The organism is Limnospira platensis NIES-39 (assembly GCF_026000695.1).
GTDB classification, from domain to species: Bacteria; Cyanobacteriota; Cyanobacteriia; order Cyanobacteriales; family Microcoleaceae; genus Limnospira; species Limnospira platensis.
Genome location: NZ_AP026945.1, coordinates 498,583 through 520,962, shown reverse-complemented (window position 1 = coordinate 520,962; position 22,380 = coordinate 498,583). Strand labels below are relative to the sequence as shown.

Sequence of the window (22,380 nt, the reverse complement as noted above, 5' to 3'; positions counted from 1 at the left end):
TTTCCTAATTAGGCAGATTTTAGCTAATTGTCTCGGTCAAATTGGGAGAAATCATTAAACCAACCTCGTTTCCAAAAAAAGTAAATTAGACTACCTGCCATAATTGCCATTAATGCTAGGGAGATGGGATAACCATAATACCATTTTAATTCTGGCATATTCCAAGGGGAAGTTGCCGGGTCAAAGTTCATTCCATAGACACCGACAATAAAGGTTAGGGGAATAAAAATGGTCGAGATGACCGTTAAAACTTTCATGATTTCATTCATGCGGTTTCCCATAGACGACAGGTAAATACTAATCAGATCTGAGGCTAACTCCCGGTAAGTCTCCAACATATCACGAATATTCACCGTATTATCATAACAGTCTCTCAGATAAACTCGCACTTTTTTACTGACTAATCTATTTTTGTCGCGAATCAGGATATTTAAGGATTCTCGCTGATACCAGATCGCGCGACGTAAAACAATCAGATCCCGTTTCGTTTTATAGATATTCTGCATGGTTTTTGATTGTGGCTGAAACAAAACCTCATCCTCTAAATCTTCTAGCATATCGCTATAGACTTCTAAGACTGGGAAAAATTCATCAATAATCGCATCTAAAATAGCATAAGCCAGATAGTCCGTGCCATATTTGGTAATATTGCCTTGATTTTGACGAATCCGATTTCTGACAGGTTCTAAACAGTCATACTTAGGCTTTTCTTGAACTGTGATCACATAATGTTCACCTAAAATAATACTAACCTGTTCTTTGTGTAGCTTTTGAGACCGGGGACTTAACATGACCATCCAAGCGATAATTACCACATGATCGGGATTATCATAATAGACAACTTTGGGGCGCTGAGGAACATTAACCACATCTTCTAAAGCAATGGGATGGAGGTTAAAAATTTCTGCCATTTGTCGCCAAGTCTCTAAGTTTCCTAACCCTTGTATATCTAACCAGGATATACATTCAGAATTATGATAACGAGTATATTCTGACGGACTGTTAATGATAGTACGCATAGCAGTGGTCTGGCTGTACTCAATTACCACCATTTGAGGGGAAACTGCATCAGTTTTCAGATCCAGGGTTCCGGGGAGGGTTCCGGGTTGGTCAAAAAAATAATCTAACTCTGATTCTTCTTCCTCGTCTTCGGTGATTTCTAATTCCGGGTCGGGACTAGATGGGGGTTTGATATTTGAGGTCATAAAATATACGATCGCCAAAAAATACTATGATCATTATTGTATCGAAGTTTAGATATCAGATCATAGTTGATGGATGACCAATTGTTTAAATTATGGTTAAGTTATCTCAGATGCACTCAGGACGCAATACCACCGCCAGTAGTTGCGTCCCCATTTGTGGCTTTCAAGAATTGGCGATCGCTAATTGTTGTTGGAGAGATTGATGATAACTAGCAGATTGCCAATTGATGGCTTGTTTAATTTGTGAAACCCGCAGATTTAGTGCCTGACTAAAATCAGCATCTTCGATATTAGCACCCTCAAAAATCGCGTGGTCAAAATCTACCTTACCCCAACTAATCCCCGCTAAGTTAGCATTAGTTAGATCCGCACCTTTGAGATTAAGATAAAATGACTTTTTGGAAAAATTAGTCTCCATGATACTGTCTCCCCAGATTTTGTGCTTTGATATAGCAGCCACCAGGACAGTTATTAAACAGACCACTCCCCCCCAGGGTAGAGGGATTTTAACTCTTGATTCCCGATTCCCTGCTATGGCTTCCATTATGCGGCAGATCACCAACAGTTGCTGTGATATTTAGCCTAGAGATTAGTAAACTTAGTCAATGTTGAGAGTGACTGAGGTATACTAAAGACGGTGATCTAGATCAATACTGTTGTAAAATGATCATGGCATCGGAGATTTTAAGTAGTACCAGGGGTGCTGGGTATCAGGACAGTGCGGAAACTGTGCTAATTGGATACCCAAAACTAAACTAATGATTTGATACTTGAGCTATAACTAAAAATAAAGTGTAAAGGAAAATCTTACCATGACGACAGTAAATGATGTTCTGCGAGTGGCGGTGGCGGAGGTAGGCTACACGGAATCACCCCCCAACAGTAACCAAAATAAATATGGTCAGTGGTATGGTATGAATCATGTGCCTTGGTGTGCGATTTTCGTGTCCTACTGCTTCGATCGCGCGGGTCTGACTCTACCAATTCGCACCGCCAAAGGATTTGCCTATTGTCAAGATGGAGTACACTGGTTTCAGAGACAAGGCCGATGGTTTTCTCAGCCACAGGTTGGGGATGTGGTATTTTACTGTTGGCGGGGGGACGGCATTTCTGATCATGTGGGAATTGTAGAAACTATTCATTCTGATGGTAGTGTCACCAGCATTGAGGGTAACACAGCGGTTGGTAATGAGTCCAATGGCGGAGCAGTGATGCGTCGCCAACGTCGTCCTGGGGTGATTATGGGTTATGGTCGTCCGGCTTATAAACAACAGCCTACACCAGCATCTACCACTCAAAACACTACTCCAACTTCTCCGACTCCTGAAACCCGTCAACAAACCCCAACTGAGACAGTCCCAGAATATCACCGCAACCTTTTAGATGCTTTGACTCGGCGTGATTCTTCTTCTTAAACGGTTATTAATTCTGGCTAATTGGGGATGTTATGGTGTCTCAAATTTAAGAAACTGGGTTTGTTTGAGACACCGGGTTTCTGGGGTTAGCAATGAGCTATAATGATGCTATACTTAGAAGACAATTGTATCAGGGTTTGGGGTGATGAATGCTGATTCTCAGGGTGGGGGGAATAAAACATCTGATGATTTGTTGATTCAACACTGGGTGAAACGGGGTGTTGAGTTGCAGAATGCGGCTAGGTTTGAATGGGCTTTGTCCTGTTTTGTCAAGGCTTTAGAACTCGATCCAAATCGGGTTAGCATTTGGTATAAGGTGGGGAATTGTTGGCAGAATTTGGGGCTGTTTGAAGATGCGATCGCCTCTTATAATGCCTGTTACCAACGCTCCCAAACTCAACAGAATCAATGGTTACAGGCGGCTTCCCAATTATGTTTGGGTCGATGTTATGTTTCCCTTGAACAACAAGATGAGGCGGTTTCTGCCTATTCTTTGGCGTATCAGTTATTTGGTCAGTTTGAAAATAATCCCCATATTCAGGAAGCGTGGGATTATCTGAATGGGGTGGGGAATTGTTGGTTAGATCAGAAGAATTACCAGGCATCAATTCCATACTATCAAAGATTGGTAAAACTTGTCAAGTCGGTTAATAATTCGCAACATTTAGGCTGGGTTTGGCATGGTTTGGGGCGGGGTTTTTCTGGGGACTGTTTGGATGAGTTGGCGTTGGAATGTCATCGGCAAATGTTGGGGATTTCCCGGAATTTGTCGGATTGGGAAATGGAAGGGACGGCTTTATATTGGTTGGCTTGGGAAAGCTGGACACTGAAAAAATTGGCAGATGCGATCGCTTATTATGAAAGTGCGATCGCGGTTTATGAGGGACGGGAAGAGGGGAAAGGGTGGGTTGGCGTTATTTTAGACTATTTGGCTAATTTATATCAGCAAACGGAAGATTTTGAGAAGGCGATCGCAGTTTTAGAAAAGCGCTTGGCGATCGTCCGAGAGAGTCAGGATAAGTCGGGTGAGTATGGGCTTTTATATCAAATCGGGGGAGTATATTATCATCAACTCAAGGATTACAACGGGGCTTTTGATTATTATCAATCGGCTTTGGAAGTGGCACAGGGTTTTACGGAAAAACAACCCTTATCTGAAGCGAATGCTTATTATATGTTGGGGTTGGTTTCGGATAGCCTGAATAAATCAGAGGATGGGATTTCCTATTTTGAGAAAGCGATCGGCTATTATGAACAAGATGACTCCCAGCAGCAATGGTTCGTTAAATCTCTGGATTATATCGAAAAGTTATCTGAAAAAATCGGGGATTCTGAAAAGTTAATAGCGGTAGCAGAAAAACGGTTAATCCTACTGGGAGAAGGGGAGGATAAATCGGGGAAGTATTCCCTAGTCTATAAGATAGGGGGTTTGTATTATCAACAGAAAAATTATAGCCGGGCTTTTGATTATTATCAATCGGCTTTGGAGGTGGCACAGGGTTTGACGGAAAGGCAACCCTTATATGAAGCTAACGCTTATTATATGTTGGGGTTGATGTGTGAATTTTTAGGAAGGTTAGAGGAGGGGTTAGCTAATTATCGCGAAGGGTTAAGGCTGTATAGTGAATTAGGCAATCAAGAATGGGTTGATTATAGTCACCAAAAAATCAACAGTTTAGAGGAGTTGTTAGGCCGTCGTGCATCGGCTTCTCGGTCTGAGAGGGACCCCCAGCTTGATTTTCTTTTGAATGTTTTGCAAGCCACGGCAGATAGTAATGGCGATGCGAAAGTTGTTTATCCCCTACTTGAACAAAATCTCGATCAACTCAATGAAAATTTAGCAGATATTTTGAGAACCTGGGCAACTGCTAGGTTTAAAGAAGTTCCTACAGAAACGGCTATATTTATGGCCCTAGCTATTTTGTTATTTGGCAGTTTAATAGCAAAATTCCCGTCAGGTCAGCGCGCCGATAACCTGGAAATTGCGATCGCTTGCTATGAAGCGGCTTTAGAAGTATATACCCGCACCGCCTCTCCTGAACAATGGGCAATGACGCAAAATGACTTGGCAATTGCCTACTGTAACCGCATTCGGGGGGAACGGGCCGAGAATCTCGAAATGGCTATCGATTACTATAAAGCGGCTTTACAAGTATATACCCGCACCATTTATCCCGAAGATTGGGCAATGACGCAAAATAACTTGGCAAATGCCTACTTATACCGAATCCGGGGGGAACGGGCCGAGAATCTCGAAATGGCTATCGATTACTATAAAGCGGCTTTACAAGTGAGAACCCGCACCACTTATCCCGAAGATTGGGCAATGACGCAAAATAACTTGGCAATTGCCTACAATAAACGTATCAGGGGAGAGCGCGCTGAAAATCTGGAAATTGCTATCGCTTGTTATGAATCGGCTTTAGAAGTGAGAACCCGCACCGCCTATCCCGAAAACTGGGCAATGACACAAAATAACTTGGCAATAGCCTACGATGACCGTATCCGGGGAGAGCGTGCCGAGAATCTTGAAAAGGCGATTAGTTGCTATGAAGCAGCTTTAGAAGTATATACCCGCACCATTTATCCCGAAGATTGGGCAATGACGCAAAATCTCCTGGCAATTGCCTACAATAAACGTATCAGGGGAGAGCGCGCTGAAAATCTGGAAATTGCTATCGCTTGTTATGAATCGGCTTTAGAAGTGAGAACCCGCACCGCCTATCCCGAAAACTGGGCAACGACGCAAAGTAACTTGGCAACTGCCTACCGTAACCGGATCCGGGGAAAGCGCGCCGAGAACCTGGAAATTGCTATCGCTTGCTATGAATCGGCTTTAGAAGTGAGAACCCGCACCGCATATCCTGAAGGTTGGGCAGACACAAAAAATAACTTGGGGGTTGCCTACTCTGACCGCATCCGAGAAGAACGCGCCGAGAACTTGGAAAAGGCGATCGCTTGCCATAAAGAGGCTTTACAAGTATATACCCGCACCGCCTATCCCGAACTATGGGGAATAACGCAAAATAACTTAGCAAATGCCTACTTATACCGAATCCGGGGAGAGCGCGCTGAGAACCTGGAAATTGCCATTGATTGCTATAAAGCAGCTTTACAAGTATATACCCGCACCGTCTATTCCGAACTATGGGGAATAACGCAACGTAACTTGGGGCTTGCCTACTCTGACCGCATCCGAGAAGAACGCGCCGAGAATATTGAAAAGGCGATCGCTTGCTATAAAGAGGCTTTAGGAGTGACAACCCGTCGAGCTTTCCCTTACATTTATTTAATGACATCATTTAATCTAGGACTCGCTTATAAAGAATTAAAACAATGGCAACTCGCTTATGATACCTTTGATAATGCCATTGAAACCCTCGAAGATATCCGAGCAGAAATTGTTAAAGGGGGAGATGCAGATAAACAGAAATTAGCCGAAGAATGGCAAGGACTTTATCAACGAATGGTGGAAGTTTGCATCGAACAGAAAAACTATACCGCCGCCATAGAATATGTCGATCGCAGTAAAACCCGTAACCTGGTTGAACTATTAGCAACCCGTGACCTTTACCCGAAAGGCGATATTCCCCAAACCGTCCTCGATGAACTCACCCGCCTGCGTCGAAACATCGAAACCGAACAACGTCGCCTGGAAATTGAAGAACGCAACCGCGACAACTTTGGCGGCGGAACAATGGGAGAACGCAGCGCCAATATCACCACCGCGCCAACTTCACCGCCAGACCGCAGCCGCCTAAACCAACTTCAGCAACAACTGGATGATTTAATTAATAATAAAATTACCCCCATTGACCCCGACTTCCGCCGCACCCAAAAGGTTCAGCCTATGCCTTTTGCAGAAATTCAAGCCTTAACAGGGGAAAATACCGCGATTTTAGAATGGTATATTTTGAGCGATCGCTTTTTGGCATTCATCGTCACACCCCCGACAAAACCCACCGAAACCAACGGGGAAACGGTGACACTCTGGCAGTCCAGTAAAGAGGATTATAACCAATTAGTCAATTGGGCTAATGGCTACTTAAATGCTTATCAAAATCGCACCAGTCAAGATTGGAAAAATAGCCTGATTTCCCGCCTGCAAAAACTGGGGGAAATTCTGCATATCAACGAACTCATGGCGACTATCGAGAAGACGGCTAAAAAATGCGATCGCCTGGTTCTCATCCCCAACCGCTTCCTGCATTTATTCCCCCTTCACGCCATCCCTATCTCGGTATCGGGGGGAGATATCACCTATTTAATGGATCGATTTTCCGGCGGGGTTAGTTATGCCCCCAGTTGTCAACTTCTGCAAACGGCAAATAATCGCGATCGCCAGAATTTTTCGGAACTTTTTGCCATCCAAAACCCCACGGAAGATTTAGAGTTTACCAACTTAGAAGTTCGGAGGATTTCCACCTCTTTTAATCCCCAGACTACTTTGGTCAAAAAACAGGCAACCAAAACCGAGTTAAATTCTCAACAAAAAACCACCCTTAAAACGGCTCATTGTCACCATTTTTCCTGCCACGGTTATTTTAACTTTGCCAATCCCCTACTGTCTGCTTTATTACTCGCCAACTGCTACCTACAACCACCCCCCGACCCTATAGATCGCAGTCGTCATCTCCCCCTTAATAATAACAACACTGTTGATTTAAGTCAATGTTTAACCTTGGGGGATGTGTTTACTTTGGACTTGCGTTGCTGTCGGTTGGTGACGCTTTCCGCCTGCGAGACGGGGTTGATTGATATTCTTTCTAACAGTGATGAATATATCGGTTTACCCAGTGGGTTTTTGGTGGCGGGTTCGACTAATGTGGTGAGTTCCCTTTGGGCGGTTAGTGATATTTCCACGGCGTTATTAATGATTCGGTTTTATGAGATTTTTTGGGAGGTGAAAAATGTGGCGATTGCTTTAAATTATGCCCAAAATTGGTTAAGAAATGCCACGAAAACTGAGTTATTAAATTGGGGACAATCCTTTTTAGACAATGTTCAAGAAACGGAAATAGAATTGATGACCGACAATCAGCCTTTTAGTTCTCCCTACTATTGGGCGGCATTTTGCGCCGTGGGTAAAGTCACATAAACCCGGTTTCTTTGATAAACTGAGTTTCTCAATTATCCTCACTTAAAATACTTGCTAAAATTTCTGGAGTCAATCCATTATCAACTGCTTTTTTTCCGATTTCTGTCATGGTTTGACGTAGCTTGATAATAGCTGATGCTTGGGAAAGCATTTGATTTTTTAGCACAAAAGCAATCTTCGTCTCTATCTGTAGCTTTTCGAGTTCGTCAGCATTGCGATAATGTTCTGCTATATCAATCGGAACTTTAATGGTAATTTCTTTTAAGTCGGTCATATTACTTGCCTCAAAGCACTATAGAAATGGGAAATTTTAGGGGTTAATAAAGCTATAGCGCTTCGGTGGATTGGTGAGGTACTTTTCAAAGCCCCTCTCCCTTCTGGGAGAGGGGTTTGGGGTGAGGGCTTTACCTCATGAGTCTGAGAACCGCTATAATTTTAATTTGGGCGACACCACTTCCCCTATTCTATAGCAATCCTAAATGATTTGTAACATCTGTCTTCTCCCCTCTCCCTTTCTGGGAGAGGGGTTGGGGGTGAGGGTCTTCCACGACTGGTTTAGAACTGCTATATCATCTTTGATTACCAATTGTCTACTTCAGAAACTGGGTTGATGAATACCCTAAATGTGATATCATTGATTAGATAAAGTGTTTAACTATCAGTCCTATGTCTAGCTATCAGAAAAACTTACAATGCTTTGTCCAACTCCTACAGAAACAGCCTCAATTATTTAACGACTCCCAACATCAAGAACTACTTGATTTAATTGAACCGCTACCAGATGATATTGAAACTCTAGCTGACGCGATATCAGGTTGGTCAAAAAAGTATGATGATATACGCGCGGCTTATTTACACATCTTGAAAAACTATAATTCTGAACCGGAGTCAGAACCCAACGATCAACGTTTATTCGGAACTACTAACCTATCTTCAACTACTAGCCAACCTCGAAGCACTAAAGAGTTATTAAAAAATAACATTCTGCAAAGTCAGCCAACTAACCAAACTCCCCCCAAGAAATCATCAACTGATAATTAATAGATGGTCGCTGAGACTCAGTTAGAGACTGTTAAAAACCCCAAACTAACCTTAATCGCTTTCCAATTGCGAAACACTTTGCAGTCAGGAAATGACCCCATTAACACATCAGACCATCTGTGGGAAAAATGCCGGGAGTTGGGAATTAAGTTGGGTTCTCCTCAGTTAAAAAACTTGATTAAACAACTCCAGAAACCTGACGGAAAAATTGGCTTTGCTTCAACGGATAATAACTCGAACAGCGACCATATCCCACTGTTGAAACCTGACCCCAATACCTTTTTAGATTTCTATGGTAAACCCGGTGTTAATTCTCCTCAAATTAAGGGAGGAGTGTATCCGGTGCAAATTCATGATACCTACGCTGTTGATATTACTTTGTATCGACCAGAAGCAGTTGTGAAAGTCTCCGAATTGCAGACATTTCTCAATCCCGACTACTGCTTAAATCCCGATTTTATTAACTCAGATTTGGGACAAACTCTGCTGTTTTGGGCTGAACCTATGGGGGCGGAAAATCAAAGCGATTTTATCAATAGTTGTATTCGGGGATTATTTCCCCCCACAGAAGCGGAACTTTTATTAAAACATCCCCCCGGTGAGGGTCAGTTATTCGGGAGTCCGATTTTTGAATATCAAACCCCTACAATTCATCTATTAATCTGGTTGAATAATTCCCCCGAAACTCAACAGTTAGAAAGCCAAGGGGGATATTATGAACCCTTGATTAATCTATTATGTTGTCGCCATAAAATCCTCTATGCTTATCGCCAGTCCCGTTGGTGTTATCAACAGGCGAAACAACTCTATCAACAATTGTCCCCCCATCTCCAAACTATTCAGGAATTACCAGAAACCACCCGGCAAAAACTCGATATTTTAAAGCAGGAATTGACTAAACTACCCGGACTATCTTTTGAGTATTTTAACTATATTCAACAGATGAAAATTCACTTAAACACCATTGAAACCAACCTAAGAAACTATCAAACCTGTGTTAAAAACCTGGAAAATATTGCCATACCTGAAGATAACTTACCTTTTTTGCAGGAGTTTCAAGCCAAAGCCAGAAGTATATTTATCGAACAAATAGAAGTCGATTTAGAGTATTTAATCCCCGGACAAGAATTGTTTTCAGAACTGATTAATACTATTCGCGGACTGGTGGAAATTGAACAAACAGAATGCGATCGCTCTTTAGAACACACCATTCAAATTTTAGGGGCGGGACTGGGTGCGGGAGGTATTGTCGCCTCGGCGGTTTCCGGTGATATTGAACGGGGATTCCTAGTAAAAAATGACCAACATCAATATATGTTAAATCCCGGAATTTCTGCCTTATTTTGGAGTCTGTTAGTCTTTGTGGTGGTCGGCGGTGTCGTCGGTTATGTCAATGGTGGGTTAATTGAGTGGTATAATAGTTACTTGAAAAAGCGGTAATTATCAAGGTTGAGGGATTTAATGTTTTTTTAACATTTTCCCATTGACAAATGCCCTTTGATAGCATACTATGGTAATCAGACTATGGTAAGTTCAAAAATGCAGCGTATTTCAATCACACCTCGTCCTCACTGGAAAGATAAGTGCGACGAGGTGGGATTTCATTTCTACGAAATCGATGGATTGTATTGGAACGAAAGCGTTTGTTACCAATTTACCAGCGAACAAATTGATGAAATAGAAGCGGCTACCCAGGAACTACACGAACTCTGCTTAGAAGCCGTTGATTGTATTGTGTCCGAACAGCGTTATCAGCAACTGTCTATTGACCCGGATTTTTTTGAGCTATGTTGTCGGTCTTGGACGCGGGAAGACCTCAGTTTATACGGTCGGTTTGACTTGGCTTATGATGGCGTTAACCCCCCTAAATTACTCGAATATAATGCCGATACTCCCACGGCTTTGTTAGAAGCCAGTGTGGTACAATGGATGTGGTTAGAAGAGGTTTTTCCTGATGCTGATCAGTTTAACTCAATCCATGAAAAACTACTAGCCCAATTACAGGCAATTTACCAAACTTTACCACCCCGCAGAAGGTATCTACATTTTACCTGCGAACGGGATACTGAGGAAGATTTGGGGACTGTTGAATATTTAAGAGATTTGGCGATGCAAGCCGGTTTTGAAACCAAACATTTGTATATAGATGAAGTGGGTTGGGATTCTGATCGGATGTGTTTTTGTGATTTGGAATATCAGCCAATTGAGTTAATGTTTAAACTCTACCCTTGGGAGTGGATAGTTGATGATGAATTTAGCGAGTTTCTTCTCCGTGAAGCGATGCAATTGCTAGAACCACCCTGGAAAATGATTCTTAGCAATAAGGCTATTTTACCCATTCTCTGGGAGTTATTCCCAGATCACCCTAATTTATTACCTGCTTATTTCGATTCTAGCCCCCTGCGACATCCCTACATCAGTAAACCTATTTTCTCCCGAGAAGGTGCTAATATTAGCATTTACTATGGCGATCGCACCTATCAAACCCAGGGTATATATCAAGATGTACCCGTCATTTATCAAGCCTACTTTCCCCTCCCAGAATTTCAAGGCTGTTATCCCGTGGTGGGTTCCTGGGTTATCGGTGACGAAGCAGCCGGGATTGGTATTCGAGAAGATCGTACCCCCATAACCCAGAATACTAGCCAGTTTATCCCCCACTATTTTATCTAATCTTCAAGTTTGTCTTGCCAGCATAAAATAGCTTCCTTAAACTCATTAAGGGAGATAGTTTCGATGGGTTCATCATCTATAATCAGATTCTCAATCGTCACATTTTGGGGGGATAAACTCACATAATAAGCATTACCAGAACAGATACAATCAGCCATTTCGCCATTTTCTAACGCGGCAATTTGAGCGCATATATGCTTAATATATTCGCAGTTATCCTGCACATCCAAAGTTAAAAACTCCACCACCCGGCGGTGGGCGTTACTTTTTTTTCCCCACTCTGACCAATCCCAATTAGTTTGAATACTCATCTTGACAACCTTAAAGGAAATCCTGTGTTAATTTTACCATCATTATTAGTAGCGCCAACAACGATGTATCGACTGCCATCATTAGCGTTACAAAACCGATTATCTCCCCCATCACCAGGGCTATTATAGCCACACAAAGCCCAATTAGGAGCGCTAGAAGGACATGATATGGTATTGGCGGCGGCGTGACCAATGGAGTTAATCACCTGTGTAGCACTACAGCGATCGGGAAACATAGTCGAAAATTTCCTTTGTTGAGATGACCCTTGATAAGTCCATTCTCCTGCATAAATACCCTGACTATTGGGGGCTTGGGTAATGTTAAATCCGCCAACAGTTGCGGGATTTCTTCCCTCCGGACGCGAATGAAATCCTACCAGTCTTCCCCGTTGATTCAACTCTCCACAAAAAATGTGTGTATGATTAACTTGTCGGTTATTATAGGCTGTCACCCAATTACTGGAATTTGAACAGTTAACGGCTTGTCCGGGTCCACAACCCGCAAACACAAACACAGCTACTGTTGATATAAATAACCCTAAGATATTGATGAACTTTGCGACTTTGCGCCTAGGGTTTTTGGTCGTCATAAATTCTCCTGTTAATTTGAGAGATTTGGTTGATGATTATTATGACTATTATATGATAATATGATTTCAGGCAATTGTCAAGGTAAATATAATGGGGCTGTAATTCCCAGCCTGTAAACGGTATTCAGAAATTGTTGGCTAAAATGAGCGATCGCCTGTTGGTTAAAAAATTGACCCCTTTTCCGTTGCAGTTTCTCCCCACTGTAATTATCTCTTTATTAGCATTGATATTATGGGGATGTTCTCCGCTGGGGATAACACCAACACCCACCTTAGTGCAACAAGGCTTAACCATACAGATCCAAGAAATCCATCGACAACTCAAGTTACAATCTGATTTTGCTAGTTCCCCCCAATCATTTAAAATCACACGGGTAAACATCTCGAATATGGAACCAATAATGATTAATAACCTGCCAGGATTTAAGGTTGAGGGAACCTATAACCTAAGTGTAAAATTTAGCGATCGCTGGTGGCGGGAACAGCACAACCGATTTCAGATTTACCTACAAAGACAAGCCCAAGGCAAAATCTGGAGATTAGCGCGTTTAGAAAAGCAGACCAATCGATGGTCTACTATGCCAATTCCCCATCGACGCTTTTAGGGATATCAGCCTGATTAATCAGAACTTATCCTAAACGATGATTACTTTCCATCTCCCAGGGAGATTGTTCGGATTTACCATCAGTTAACATCGGATTCTGGCTAGGCTTTAAAACCGATTTAATAGTCCGCAAAAAACGATTAGGTTGACTAGACTTCATCGCCTGACGTTCTTGGACTTTTTTCGCCAAATGTCGCATAACCGAGGCATCTAATTCATCAATAAAGTGTTCCGCAATCCGTTCTCCCACACATTCGATCGCCTCCGAATATTGAGCCATTAATAGGTCAACCGTAGCCGCCGCACCATCCACGATTTCATCATCAGAGTGAGCAGTAGTTTCCGCCGATGAATTAGGGGGAGTATAGGAATTATTAACAGGTTGTGGAGGTTCAGAAGTGGGACGAGAAGGACGACGGTTAAGTAAATTTTGATATTCATCAATAGTCATCCCCAAATTATGAAGGTGATGATGAACATGATCAAGCAAATCTATTTCTTGAGGGGAATAGGTGCTACGACTGCCATTTAATCCGTGCAGTGTTGCCCAGGTTCTCAGGAGGCTAGTATCATTAATGTGATATCGGTCTAATAATTGAGTAGTGGTTAAATCGGTCTCCGGGGTAGGCTTAAAATCACTCATGTAAACTTCTCCTTAAAACTAGATCTCAGACAACCAGACCAGGGTTGAGACCCACCAGAGTCCGTTAGAAATCATCCCTGACCCCGGTGGGGCTTCATCGCTACGAGATAGCTTATCATCAATAGGGCCGTGTCGTTCAAATTTTATGTAAATTTTAAGTTTTTATGGTACAAATGAACAGAGGGCTTTTTGATATTATCTGTTTGAGAAAACTGCTATGCCAATCTACGATTATTTGTGTCCTAGCAATAACCGCAAGATTGAGGTTATGCACAGTATCAATCGGGAGGTGAAAACCTGGGGCGAGGTTTGTCAGTTAGCGGGTTGTGAAGTGGGGGATACCCCAGAAGATGCACCCGTCCGTCGCCTGTTGGGTTCACCCATGCTGTCTATTCCCACTTCTAATGCTGATTACAGAAATGCGGGGTTTACCAAGCTAGTCAAGCGAGATAAGGGTGTTTATGAGAATGTGACCGCCCAAGATTAATCGACTCCTAAATTAGTATCACTATGGATTAACCCTCTCCTACTAATGGGAGGGCTAATCCTGGTTAATCATTTTCTCGGTAGATTAACCTTATTCACAGTATGAATTTGCCAATCTGGGCTAGTTTCTGGGTAATCTAGGCGGTAATGTCCCCCTCGGCTTTCCTGGCGATAGGCGGCACTTTGCAGAATCAAATATCCGATATCTAACAGGTTGAAAGTTTCCGCCAAGGCTTTTAAAGTTTTGCCAGCTTCAGGAGATGATAACTGCATATTTTGCCAAGGGTTCATGGTCAGTAAATATTTACTGATTTCTAATTTTTGCAACTGCTTGCGCCAATTAAAAATAATCGGGATAGCTGCTTCTAGGACGGTTTGGGTCCGACAAATTCCGGCACTTTCCCACATCAAAGCCGCCAAACTGTGGCGAATTTCCTCAATTTTCTCTAATTCTTGAGCATAATCAGATTTACCTTGCACCAATATCATCGAAGGTGTATAATCGATATATTCATGGTCAGTCAAATCTATTTCAATTTTGGATAATTGAGAAGCAAAAACCAAACATTCCAATAGGGAATTACTAGCCAAACGGTTAGCGCCGTGAACTCCCGTGCTGGCAGTTTCTCCAATGGCATATAACCCTGGCATAGAGGTACGATTCATTAAATCACAGGTAATACCTCCCATCCAATAATGGGCAGCAGGGGCTACAGGCATAGGTTCATTAAAGACATCAATGCCCCAATTTTTACAGACGTTAATAATATTCGGAAAACGATGGCGAATTTTATCTGGTGGTATGGGTCGCATATCCAAATATACATTATCCTCAGCGGGGTGATCTGAGGTTTTTTGTAGGTGCATAAAAATCGCCCTACTGACGACATCTCTAGGGGCTAATTCCCCGGCTGGGTGATAGTCAAAGGCAAAACGCCGCCCTTGGCGATCGATTAAATGAGCCCCTTCTCCTCGCACAGCTTCACTAATTAAAAAATGGGGTGCGCCGGGTTTCATTAAGGCTGTGGGGTGAAATTGGAAAAATTCTAAATCTCGGACAGCAGCCCCCCCTCGCCATGCGATCGCAATGCCATCTCCGGTGCTAACTTCAGGGTTAGTAGTTTTGGCGAAAACTTGACCGCCGCCACCAGTGGCTAATACCACAGCCTTAGCTTGTAGCCAGCGAATTTGACTTTGATACAGGACACTAACACCCTGACAGCGCCCAGTTTGAGGATTTGGCCATATACTTAAAGCGATCGCCCCAGAAACCACCTGAATATTAGGGCGTTTTAATACCGTAGCCATGAGGACATCAACGATCGCCCTTCCCGTAGTGTCGCGGGAGTGGAGAACCCTAGGACAAGAGTGGGCGGCTTCTAGGGTAGTGGCTAATTTTTCTCCAGCGCGGTCAAAGTCCACACCCAAATTCACCAAAAACTCGATCGCCTCCGCCGCATGGTCTACCAAAAACTGTACAGCTTGGCGATCGCATAATCCCGCCCCCGCCTGTAAGGTATCCTCTAGGTGTAATTGTGGCGTATCTGGGGGATAAATAGCCGCCGCAATGCCCCCCTGAGCCCAGGGACTAGAGCCACTTCCCAGACTATCTTTAGTAACTAAACCGACGCGGAAATGAGGCGGAAGGCAAAGACTGGCATAGAGTCCAGCCGCACCACTTCCCACCACAATGATATCAAATTGATTAGGAATTTCCTCCGCCGACTCCGAGAACTCCGAAGTGGGGTTGGGGTTATGTTTCATGCTGTTAAATTCGACGCTTCCAACGAGTATATCGATTCTTTTCTGGAATTTCAGCAATTGCCGAAAAAAGCCTAGGGCCATGACCACAATCAACCTTAGACCAGAGACAGGGGAATGGGTAGCAGTCCCCATTACCTATTACCCCAATTATTGAGTTGGCATTTTTACCAAGAATTTACCATTGTCAAAAACAAAAGTTTGCCCCCGTTTAATAAACCCTTTAAAGCCATCCTGTTCAGCATTAGGGAGGGGACCCGGTGGGTAGTGATACAGCCAAATTTTATTTTTAATCTTGTCCGGTAGGGTCATAAGTTCCTGATAGTGAGCATGAACTCCTCCCGTAACTGGAGCCGTATTGCAATCATGAAAAATGAGATTTGCACTCTCATAAAAACCCTGCAATTGCTGGGGACAATACTTAGTATCCGTAGTCAAAAATACCTCAACTCCCGCCACCGAGAAACTCAGACCATAACTCGGAACATCCTGATATTTGTCTTGAATATGAATAGTAGGAACCAAAGTAAAATCAACCCCTTCCCAAGTAAAACCAGACCCCGGAGAAATCGGTTCAATATCAAAATAGGTTTCTAAGGTAGCGAAATCATCTTCAATAGAAGTCATACTTCCCGCCAGACAATTATTCCAGACCAGGTCAGCAAGTTCTTGGCTCAGGTAAAGTTTAGGGCGTGAGCAGTTAGGATCAAATTTAGTCGTAAACCCCATATATTCCAAGCCTCCCGTATGGTCAGCATGGATATGGCTAATATAAATATCAGTAACATCTCGATAAGACCATCCCAACTGATACAGAGAATGCCGCAGATCACTCCCACAGTCAATCAACAGTTTCCGATTATTTTCCGCTACCAGCATCATATTAGATTGAAAGTTATCAGCCCCTACGGTAAAGGCTGAACCCGAACCTAAAAATATTAGCTTCATGAGATGATCAGGTCGATGGATGTTCAAATTTAATCATATAGCCGAGGGAGATCTGACTAAAACTTAGATGGGGGGATCTGTTCAACTTTAATCAAACCCTCCATTACTGACCTAACAATGGGAGCCGCCACTAATCCACCACTTCCCCCTTCTGGTTCATCTACTACCGCTACCACTACATAGCGAGGATTATCTACCGGCATAATACCAACAAAGCTGGTAATATAAGCCCCCTGATAATAACCACCGGTAGAACTAGCTTTTTGAGCAGTTCCGGTTTTTCCAGCAATGCGATATCCGGGAATGTGGGCATTTTTACCAGTGCCATCAGTCACTACAGTTTCCATCATTTCTAAAACGGTTTGGGCGGTTTCGGAGGAAAAAACCTGTTCCGGTTGGGGGATGGAAGTTTGTAAGTAGGACTGTCCCTGACTATTAAACAACCCTTGTACTACATGGGGTGTCACTAACTTACCACCATTGGCTAAGGTAGCATTGATTTGAGCTAATTGCAGAGGAGTAATTGATAATCCCTGGCCAAAGGAACTGGTAGCAATCTCAATGGGTACATTTACAAAATCCTCTGCACTTTTCAGCAGACCAGTAGCCGCAAAGGGTAAGTCAACATTAACGGCTTTCCCCATACCTAGGCGCTGTAGACCCTGATGATAAACTTTTGGGTCCAGGCGTTGCACAATCCGCACCATGCCGATATTACTGGAATATTTGACGATATCCGTAATCGACACATTCCCCCTAGCACCTGCGGAACTATAATCGGCATTAGAGATAGTCCAAGGGCCGATCTGAATGCTACCCTCATCATTAATGTAACTATCTGGTGCGATCGCCTTAGCCTCCAAAGCTAAAGCCACTGCTATCGGCTTAAAGGTAGAACCGGGTTCGTATAAATCCGTCAAAGCCCAATTTTTAAATAGTTCCTTGTCAAAGTTATAGTATTGATTGGGATCATAAGAAGGCTCATTCACTAACGAAAGTATAGAACCATCTTCGGCATCCATCACAATCACAGTTCCCCGCTTCGCCTTAAAAGCCTCTACCTGTTCAGCTAGGGCGCTGCGGACAATGCGCTGCATACGAGAATCAATGGTTAGCCGCAATTCTAGGTCATCCATTTGGATGAAACCCCCAGCCAGTTGAGAGGGAACCCATGCGCCATTTACCGCCCTTTGAAACAGCAGGGAAGGCATACTGCGTTTAAGCAGGTTTTCCTGACTATACTCAACTCCCGCTTGACCTCGGCCTTCTTTGTCTACATAACCCACAACATCAGCAGCTAAATTTTGTTGGGGATAAAGTCGCCGCCGCTCAGGAATTAATTCTAAGCCATCAATCTGTAATCGGAGAATCCTCCGCCTCATTTGTTCTGATAAACTATCAGCTACCTTTAGACCACTCTGGGCTAAATTAAATAAATTCAGCAATTCCTGAGCCGTGGGGCTGCTTAGATCCGGATTAACCACTACTCCCGCTAGTTGCTGGGCGATTTCCTCTGGTGGGCTTTTAAACAAAACTGGGTGAGCATATAGGGTATATACCTGCTGATCAAAAGCCAGAATTGTACCATTGCGATCGCTAATCGGACGACGGGGAATAAACGGTAGAGAACGCTGTTGTTGCTGATATTCAGCTTTTTCTTTCAGAAAAGGACCGTCGATGATTTGCAGACGAAACAGTTGCACTACCAGCCCCAAAATTCCCGCCAGTAGGATTAACCACACCAGGTATAGCCGAAAGGGAGTGCATTTTACTGACTTAATTGGCCCGCCCTCCCCCTTCGAAGATCTCCTAGAACCTAATGGTGGTTTATTTCTCGGGGGATGGTAAACACTAGCAGAACCTGGCGATCGCCCAGCGCCTCGGAACGAGAATCGCTTCTTGATTCGGCCCCCTTTGGCTTCACTGAGACGACCCGAAGAAAAACCTGATTTATGCGATCGACTCGAACCAGAAGAATAATCAGAAGAAGCCATTGGCTATTTTACCTGCTAACATTAATCCAACTGATCTTCCCCCCATTGCGCCCCTCCCATGGTTAACAACCATCAGAGCGTGTTAACTATAAACCCTTATCCTAACAGCGATAGCGGGTTATTACTCAACCCAATAACTATGCCTAGTTACTCAAATGTTACTCACAATCTAGTCCTAGCATAGGAAAATAATTCTGTCAATAGGTTGATTACTCAGTCAATAAGCACAACTTAATCAATCTGTCAAATGCCTACTATCTCCCCCTAACCAAACACCGATAGGGTAACTCTCTCGTGATACCCGTCAACAGCAAGCCTAGCGGTTCCTAGCGTCACTGTTGACTGCTATCACATCGGTCAGTTCCCCCAATAGTGCTTGTTTCGGTTAGGGGGAGGGTATGGCTCAAATTTCAAAACCCATAGGGGTAGTCAGATTATTGGTGAAATATTGAGGAGCCTACTCACTACCAACAAAATGCGATCGCATAATCTAAACTATCTCCTACCGGAACCAACCCGATACCCCTAAACAACTTTTCAACTGGTAACTTGTTTCGTCATCTCTCGCTGATACCTACATAATCCTAGAGAATTGATTCCCCATCGAAACCGATACCTACATACCGCTAGACAAGTCTCCAATTTTTGGTGGTAATCATCCCAGGCGGAACCCAGTACCCCTAATAAAGCACTAAGCCAAAATCTTAACCCGTCTATTGTAGGTAAACTAGGGGTGAGCATTCATATAAATGATTTACAGGCCTGTTGCAACAGGCCTGTAAACAAAAAATACACGCATCCCCTACAGTCAGAAACCATAGGGGGCCATTTAAGTTATTGGGTTAGGTGTTAGGTGTTAGGGTTTAGGGTTTTCTCCAACCATCATCATCAATATCATCTCTGTTAATTGGAAGAGGGGGTGATTGCTTTTTATCTTCTAACTGTTTTTTACAAACTGTTGATGGCATAAAATCATTAACATATCTAATCAAATAATTTAGGCTATTTTGGATACCGTCTAACCTATTCTCAATAAGTAAGTTTCCTGTATGCGTAACGAACATACTGATAATAATCGCGACAATAATTAACCCTAATTCAACTATTACCAAGTTCATTTATATTAATTTCCAAAAATGAAGTGTAAACCATTTAATCCTTTCTAGTGGAGAAAATGAAGCGTAAAAATTGCTGTACGGCGGTGATTCAATTATTTGATATTCATTAAGCCATATAGTCTCTTTTTTAACCATCATATTCTGCTTCACATCATTGTAGGCATAGAATTTAAGCCACCCTGCCATTTTCCAGTACACGGGTACACTGTCAGCGTCAAATAATATCCTAACAAATTTACTGCCAGAAATGTCAGGCAATTTTTTAGTACCGTGTAGAGTACTATCATCTTCTATCCTAAAATTAAATTCATAAACCTTAAACCAGTTACTCTCTGATATATTAAGTGCATTAGGCATTATCTGTTAATTTATTGTTGAGTGTTTAGCATATTTTCCAATTTGTCGATTTTTTCTGATAATTCCTGAATTGCCGCAATCACTAATGGTATCAGTTTATCATACATGATTGTTAAGTAATCTATTTTTTTGTCGTCAACTTCAGGACTATCTGTATGGTCATTTTTAACCACTTCAACTGCGTTAGGGTATATATTTTGTACTTCTTGAGCAATTAACCCAAATTGTTCTGTACTTGGATTAAAGCCATGAAATGCTGCAAGTTCATTATACTTAAACCACGTGACTGTCAATGCGTTAATTTCGCTTAACCCTATAGTTGGTTTTGATAAAAGTGTTTTGAATTTAAGATCAGAGCTACCTTTAACGTAGTCTCCATTATCGTTAATATAAGATACATTTGTGCCTCCTACTCTAAATCTAGTATGTACTTCAGATGATGAAGAAAGAGTTGAGCTCTTTGTAAAATATGTCTGTCCGTTGTATACTTGTATTGAACATCTATCGTTAGGAACAGTTCGCCAATCGCTTTGATGAAAATTAATACCATGATATATAAATACTCTAGGATTATTATCTGCTTCTAATTGCATAGAATAATTCCCTTGATGAGAAAACGCCCAGCTATTTCCTCCAACTCTACTATTTAGTACTAAACTTGCCGAACCAGCAGTAGAGCCTATCCGGCGGATGTCAAACCCCCTCCAAACATTAAAATCAATAAGCATATTTCCATCAGGAAAACTTTCATTAGTTGCAAAAGTTACTGGATTATTTGTTATGTTAAATGTTTTAATTCCTGTTAAAGTTTGATTACCTGTAGTTCTAACTACAGTTGAATCTACGTTAATTGTTCTATTAGCTGCTAAAGTTCCTCCTCCGGATAAACCATCACCTGCAGTTAATGTAATATTTGAATGTGTGTGCGTTGTGGGAGTCCTAGCGTCAGATAATCTACTATCATTACCTTGACAGGCTGTGTTTGCTGTAGTGCCATAAGCAACCGCCCATGTTGTGGCAGTACTCCCATTAAAATTATTTCCAGTTAATCCCGTACCATTTGTTAATGTATTAGGAGTATTGGCAGTTATTGTTATATTGGCACTACCATTAAACGAAGTCCCATTAATTGTTCTAGCAGTTTGAAGTGCTGTTGCTGTTCCGGCGTTTCCACTTATTGACCCGGTAATTAATGAATTAAATGTTTTAACTCCTGTCCATGTCTGATTCCCAGTTGTAATTATCCCTGAATTAGTTGCACTAGCTGTAGGTAAAGTAACATTAGTTCCTGTTGATGATGTAACTACAGGACCTGCTGTTGTTCCTGCTGTTACTCCTAAATTAGTTGCTACATTTACTTGTGCGCCTGCCGCAATCCCATCCAGCTTGGTTTTATCTGCCCCCGTCATTAGACCCGCAAGCGCAGTCGTGGCACCAGGTAATACAGCATTAGTACCATCAGAACTGTTAACGGTTAACGTATTGCTTGTAGTGCTTGTAGAGAGGTTGGTGGATACGTTTGGGGCGGTGTTTCTAAACTCAGTTCCTACTAAAGTTAAGCCAGTTCCCGCAGAATAGGTTGTATTAGGAGGTGTTACCCAAACACCATCGCCGCGTAAATAGTTAGATGTACTACCATTTGTATCAATGGCAGCAACATTACCTGAATCTGTTATTTGGGATAAGGTATGTGTATGGCTAGTTGGCGTTCTAGCATTTGATAATCTGACATCGTTACCTTCTGTAACAGTTCCAGTAGTTGTTCCAAAATTTTTGTTAAACGCTGTATTTTTGGTAAAAGTAGGCTCTTTACCGTCTAATGTACTTTGAAGTCCTGTAACATTAGCAATGGTATGTGTATGACTTGAAGGAGTAAACGTTGTCGGTTTTGACGTTATTTCAGTCCAGCTATGGGAATGAGTAGATGGGGGGAAAGTGCCAGGTTTATTAATAATATTATTCCAAATTAACTCAGTTAATTTGACTAAATTAGTATTGGAGTCAATAACTGCTTGTATCCGTTCATTAGTTAAATACAGATTAACTTCACCTTCTGGCAAGTCATCGGTTGATTGCCCAAACTTACTAGAGTAAATGTTGAAATTAGTCATAACTGCCTCTATATTGAGTAATCA

The 22,380-nt window shown here is 42.4% G+C and carries 19 protein-coding genes; 7 read left to right on the top strand and 12 right to left on the bottom strand.

The annotated features are described in order from the left end of the window. Nucleotides 1-23 precede the first annotated feature (23 nt). Together corA and N39L_RS02635 are read right to left on the bottom strand one after the other, a co-directional pair. The gene (corA, locus tag N39L_RS02640; protein ID WP_014274206.1) at nt 24-1,223 is read right to left on the bottom strand and encodes a magnesium/cobalt transporter CorA; all 1,200 of its coding nucleotides are present in this window, start codon (nt 1,221-1,223) and stop codon (nt 24-26) included. Between the two features lie 145 nt (nt 1,224-1,368). Continuing rightward, nucleotides 1,369-1,623 carry a pentapeptide repeat-containing protein gene (locus N39L_RS02635; RefSeq protein ID WP_231852072.1) on the bottom strand — a complete coding sequence of 85 codons (255 nt, stop codon included), beginning with the start codon at nt 1,621-1,623 and terminating at the stop codon, nt 1,369-1,371. A gap of 394 nt (nt 1,624-2,017) precedes the next feature. On the opposite strand from N39L_RS02635, the gene N39L_RS02630 reads away from it, so the two are divergent. Both N39L_RS02630 and N39L_RS02625 read left to right on the top strand, forming a co-directional pair. After that, complete coding sequence (locus tag N39L_RS02630) at nt 2,018-2,620, top strand: CHAP domain-containing protein (RefSeq protein WP_006617723.1); 603 nt, start codon at nt 2,018-2,020, stop codon at nt 2,618-2,620. Between the two features lie 145 nt (nt 2,621-2,765). Continuing rightward, nucleotides 2,766-7,718, top strand: coding sequence for a CHAT domain-containing tetratricopeptide repeat protein (locus N39L_RS02625; protein ID WP_081471128.1), 4,953 nt, complete (start codon nt 2,766-2,768; stop codon nt 7,716-7,718). A gap of 28 nt (nt 7,719-7,746) precedes the next feature. Here N39L_RS02625 and N39L_RS02620 read toward each other — a convergent pair whose 3' ends face one another. Continuing rightward, nucleotides 7,747-7,992, bottom strand: a complete 246-nt coding sequence (locus N39L_RS02620; RefSeq protein ID WP_006617957.1) for a hypothetical protein — start codon at nt 7,990-7,992, stop codon at nt 7,747-7,749. 392 nt (nt 7,993-8,384) lie between these two features. Between N39L_RS02620 and N39L_RS02615 the strand changes: the two genes are divergently transcribed. The 3 genes from N39L_RS02615 (at nt 8,385) to N39L_RS02605 (ending at nt 11,432) form a co-directional block, all read left to right on the top strand. After that, nucleotides 8,385-8,759, top strand: coding sequence for a hypothetical protein (locus tag N39L_RS02615; protein ID WP_006617956.1), 375 nt, complete (start codon nt 8,385-8,387; stop codon nt 8,757-8,759). 3 nt (nt 8,760-8,762) lie between these two features. Then, nucleotides 8,763-10,199: a hypothetical protein gene (locus N39L_RS02610; protein WP_006617955.1), complete on the top strand. Its 1,437-nt coding sequence runs from the start codon at nt 8,763-8,765 to the stop codon at nt 10,197-10,199. Nucleotides 10,200-10,298: 99 nt separating this feature from the next. Further along, complete coding sequence (locus N39L_RS02605; protein ID WP_006617954.1) at nt 10,299-11,432, top strand: glutathionylspermidine synthase family protein; 1,134 nt, start codon at nt 10,299-10,301, stop codon at nt 11,430-11,432. Here the strand turns inward: N39L_RS02605 and N39L_RS02600 are convergent. Together N39L_RS02600 and N39L_RS02595 are read right to left on the bottom strand one after the other, a co-directional pair. Further along, entirely contained in the window at nt 11,429-11,743 is a 315-nt protein-coding gene (locus tag N39L_RS02600; RefSeq protein ID WP_006617953.1) for a hypothetical protein, read from the bottom strand. The genes N39L_RS02605 and N39L_RS02600 overlap by 4 nt on opposite strands. After that, nucleotides 11,740-12,333 (bottom strand): EndoU domain-containing protein, encoded by a 594-nt coding sequence (locus N39L_RS02595; protein WP_006617952.1) that lies wholly within the window; start codon nt 12,331-12,333, stop codon nt 11,740-11,742. Before N39L_RS02595 ends, N39L_RS02600 begins: the two co-directional genes overlap by 4 nt. A 131-nt stretch (nt 12,334-12,464) precedes the next feature. On the opposite strand from N39L_RS02595, the gene N39L_RS02590 reads away from it, so the two are divergent. Continuing rightward, complete coding sequence (locus N39L_RS02590) at nt 12,465-12,938, top strand: hypothetical protein (RefSeq protein WP_231852071.1); 474 nt, start codon at nt 12,465-12,467, stop codon at nt 12,936-12,938. Between the two features lie 25 nt (nt 12,939-12,963). Here N39L_RS02590 and N39L_RS02585 read toward each other — a convergent pair whose 3' ends face one another. Next, nucleotides 12,964-13,581 carry a hypothetical protein gene (locus N39L_RS02585; RefSeq protein WP_006617950.1) on the bottom strand — a complete coding sequence of 206 codons (618 nt, stop codon included), beginning with the start codon at nt 13,579-13,581 and terminating at the stop codon, nt 12,964-12,966. Between the two features lie 217 nt (nt 13,582-13,798). On the opposite strand from N39L_RS02585, the gene N39L_RS02580 reads away from it, so the two are divergent. Then, a complete protein-coding gene (locus N39L_RS02580; protein WP_006617949.1) occupies nt 13,799-14,068 on the top strand; it encodes an FmdB family zinc ribbon protein in 270 nt (89 codons plus the stop codon). A 68-nt stretch (nt 14,069-14,136) separates the two neighbouring features. Here the strand turns inward: N39L_RS02580 and nadB are convergent, their stop codons facing one another. The 6 genes from nadB to N39L_RS02550 all read right to left on the bottom strand — a co-directional run bounded on the left by nadB (nt 14,137) and on the right by N39L_RS02550 (nt 22,356). Further along, nucleotides 14,137-15,912, bottom strand: a complete 1,776-nt coding sequence (gene nadB / locus N39L_RS02575) for an L-aspartate oxidase (protein WP_014274202.1) — start codon at nt 15,910-15,912, stop codon at nt 14,137-14,139. A 66-nt stretch (nt 15,913-15,978) separates the two neighbouring features. Beyond that, nucleotides 15,979-16,776: an MBL fold metallo-hydrolase gene (locus N39L_RS02570; RefSeq protein ID WP_006617947.1), complete on the bottom strand. Its 798-nt coding sequence runs from the start codon at nt 16,774-16,776 to the stop codon at nt 15,979-15,981. A 56-nt stretch (nt 16,777-16,832) separates the two neighbouring features. Beyond that, complete coding sequence (locus N39L_RS02565; protein WP_035737973.1) at nt 16,833-18,770, bottom strand: peptidoglycan D,D-transpeptidase FtsI family protein; 1,938 nt, start codon at nt 18,768-18,770, stop codon at nt 16,833-16,835. An 863-nt stretch (nt 18,771-19,633) separates the two neighbouring features. Beyond that, the gene (locus tag N39L_RS02560; RefSeq protein ID WP_014274199.1) at nt 19,634-19,888 is read right to left on the bottom strand and encodes a hypothetical protein; all 255 of its coding nucleotides are present in this window, start codon (nt 19,886-19,888) and stop codon (nt 19,634-19,636) included. Further along, complete coding sequence (locus N39L_RS02555) at nt 19,889-20,245, bottom strand: hypothetical protein (RefSeq protein ID WP_014274198.1); 357 nt, start codon at nt 20,243-20,245, stop codon at nt 19,889-19,891. Nucleotides 20,246-20,256: 11 nt separating this feature from the next. Beyond that, nucleotides 20,257-22,356, bottom strand: coding sequence for a tail fiber domain-containing protein (locus N39L_RS02550; RefSeq protein ID WP_014274197.1), 2,100 nt, complete (start codon nt 22,354-22,356; stop codon nt 20,257-20,259). Nucleotides 22,357-22,380: the final 24 nt, after the last annotated feature.

Bases quoted from the DNA above. Each gene is read 5' to 3' on its own strand.
- N39L_RS02635 (WP_231852072.1), bottom strand. From the start codon at position 1,623: ATGGAGACTAATTTTTCCAAAAAGTCATTTTATCTTAATCTCAAAGGT.
- N39L_RS02630 (WP_006617723.1), top strand. From the start codon at position 2,018: ATGACGACAGTAAATGATGTTCTGCGAGTGGCGGTGGCGGAGGTAGGC.
- N39L_RS02625 (WP_081471128.1), top strand. From the start codon at position 2,766: ATGAATGCTGATTCTCAGGGTGGGGGGAATAAAACATCTGATGATTTG.
- N39L_RS02620 (WP_006617957.1), bottom strand. From the start codon at position 7,992: ATGACCGACTTAAAAGAAATTACCATTAAAGTTCCGATTGATATAGCA.
- N39L_RS02615 (WP_006617956.1), top strand. From the start codon at position 8,385: ATGTCTAGCTATCAGAAAAACTTACAATGCTTTGTCCAACTCCTACAG.
- N39L_RS02610 (WP_006617955.1), top strand. From the start codon at position 8,763: ATGGTCGCTGAGACTCAGTTAGAGACTGTTAAAAACCCCAAACTAACC.
- N39L_RS02605 (WP_006617954.1), top strand. From the start codon at position 10,299: ATGCAGCGTATTTCAATCACACCTCGTCCTCACTGGAAAGATAAGTGC.
- N39L_RS02600 (WP_006617953.1), bottom strand. From the start codon at position 11,743: ATGAGTATTCAAACTAATTGGGATTGGTCAGAGTGGGGAAAAAAAAGT.
- N39L_RS02595 (WP_006617952.1), bottom strand. From the start codon at position 12,333: ATGACGACCAAAAACCCTAGGCGCAAAGTCGCAAAGTTCATCAATATC.
- N39L_RS02585 (WP_006617950.1), bottom strand. From the start codon at position 13,581: ATGAGTGATTTTAAGCCTACCCCGGAGACCGATTTAACCACTACTCAA.
- N39L_RS02580 (WP_006617949.1), top strand. From the start codon at position 13,799: ATGCCAATCTACGATTATTTGTGTCCTAGCAATAACCGCAAGATTGAG.
- nadB (WP_014274202.1), bottom strand. From the start codon at position 15,912: ATGGCCCTAGGCTTTTTTCGGCAATTGCTGAAATTCCAGAAAAGAATC.
- N39L_RS02570 (WP_006617947.1), bottom strand. From the start codon at position 16,776: ATGAAGCTAATATTTTTAGGTTCGGGTTCAGCCTTTACCGTAGGGGCT.
- N39L_RS02565 (WP_035737973.1), bottom strand. From the start codon at position 18,770: ATGGCTTCTTCTGATTATTCTTCTGGTTCGAGTCGATCGCATAAATCA.
- N39L_RS02560 (WP_014274199.1), bottom strand. From the start codon at position 19,888: ATGAACTTGGTAATAGTTGAATTAGGGTTAATTATTGTCGCGATTATT.
- N39L_RS02555 (WP_014274198.1), bottom strand. From the start codon at position 20,245: ATGCCTAATGCACTTAATATATCAGAGAGTAACTGGTTTAAGGTTTAT.
- N39L_RS02550 (WP_014274197.1), bottom strand. From the start codon at position 22,356: ATGACTAATTTCAACATTTACTCTAGTAAGTTTGGGCAATCAACCGAT.